This is a genomic window from Planomonospora algeriensis (genome assembly GCF_977012225.1).
In genome coordinates this window covers 1-1,028 of record NZ_CDRNDK010000932.1, presented here as the reverse complement: position 1 = coordinate 1,028, position 1,028 = coordinate 1, and the positions used below count along the sequence as shown (strand labels likewise).

The window sequence follows — 1,028 nt, the reverse complement described above, 5'->3', positions numbered from 1 at the left end:
CGCGGCTCGAGCGCGGGATCTGCTGGCTGAGCTGCTGCCCGTGCGCGAGCGAGTGTCGGGTGCTGAACACCCGGACATGCTGATCACTCGGCATAACTTTGCCCGCTGGACGGGGGAGGCTGGAGACGCGGCTCGGGCACGGGACCTATTCGCCGAGCTGTTGCCGGTGCGCGAACGGGTACTGGGTGCTGAACACCCGCGTACGTTGGACACCCGAAACCAACTCGCCTACTGGACGGAGAGGGCGGGGGACGGTCCTGGGCGGTGAGACACCACGACGGCAGGCGAGGGTCTCCTCCGGTGTCCGATAGGGGATCCCTCTCCGGACACTCCCGATCATGAGCGGTGAGCGAGCGCGACCTGCGGGAATGCCGTCTCATATGGGTGGTCCGGTGAACTGTCCGCTGACGGGGGGCTAAACGTTACGCTTCCCGGCTGACCGCCATCATGATCGGCTACGCCCGCTGCTCCACCGACGCCCAAGACCTCACCGCCCAGAAGACCATCCTCCTCAACCTCGGGGTATCAGAGGAGCGGATCTATCTCGACCGCGGCCTGACCGGCACCAACCACGCCCGCCCCGGACTCGGCCAGGCTCTGGCCGCGGTGCGCACCGGCGACACCCTCGTCGTCCCCAGACTCGACCGGCTGGCCCGCTCGGTGCCCGATCTCGTAGACCTAGCCAACTACACCATCGCCGACCTCGCGGAGCTGTTCTCGATGTCGCGGCCCACGGTGTATCGGGTGTTGGAACGCACCCGTACCCAACCGTCCTAACCGCCGGACCCGCTGGCCTGCCGCCCTGCGAGCCTTCCTCCTTCTCAGTCACGAGGCTGACTGTCGCGCCGCCTGCAGATTGGAGCGGATGGTGACCGTTGTGGGATGCCCGCTGCCGAGGATCCGCTCGGCGTTGGTGAGGGTCTGCTCGTATAGGGAAATGGCCCGGGGAAGGTCTCCAGCCGATTCGTAGGCGCTGGCGAGGTTGTCCTGGGAGGCCAAGGTGGAGAGATGGTCGGAGCCCAGCACCC

At 67.1% G+C, this 1,028-nt stretch carries 3 protein-coding genes; 2 read left to right on the top strand and 1 reads right to left on the bottom strand.

The window, feature by feature from the left end; translation table 11 throughout:
* Both ACWJ6R_RS36985 and ACWJ6R_RS36980 read left to right on the top strand, forming a co-directional pair.
* A partial coding sequence (locus ACWJ6R_RS36985; protein WP_449066648.1) for a tetratricopeptide repeat protein occupies positions 1-268 on the top strand: 268 nt, incomplete at its 5' end.
* 179 nt (positions 269-447) lie between these two features.
* Positions 448-777, top strand: coding sequence for a recombinase family protein (locus ACWJ6R_RS36980; protein ID WP_449066647.1), 330 nt, complete (start codon positions 448-450; stop codon positions 775-777).
* A 48-nt stretch (positions 778-825) separates the two neighbouring features.
* Here the strand turns inward: ACWJ6R_RS36980 and ACWJ6R_RS36975 are convergent.
* The coding region (locus ACWJ6R_RS36975) for a tetratricopeptide repeat protein (RefSeq protein ID WP_449066646.1) at positions 826-1,028 on the bottom strand (203 nt) is incomplete at its 5' end.

Bases quoted from the DNA above. Each gene is read 5' to 3' on its own strand.
- ACWJ6R_RS36980 (WP_449066647.1), top strand. From the start codon at position 448: ATGATCGGCTACGCCCGCTGCTCCACCGACGCCCAAGACCTCACCGCC.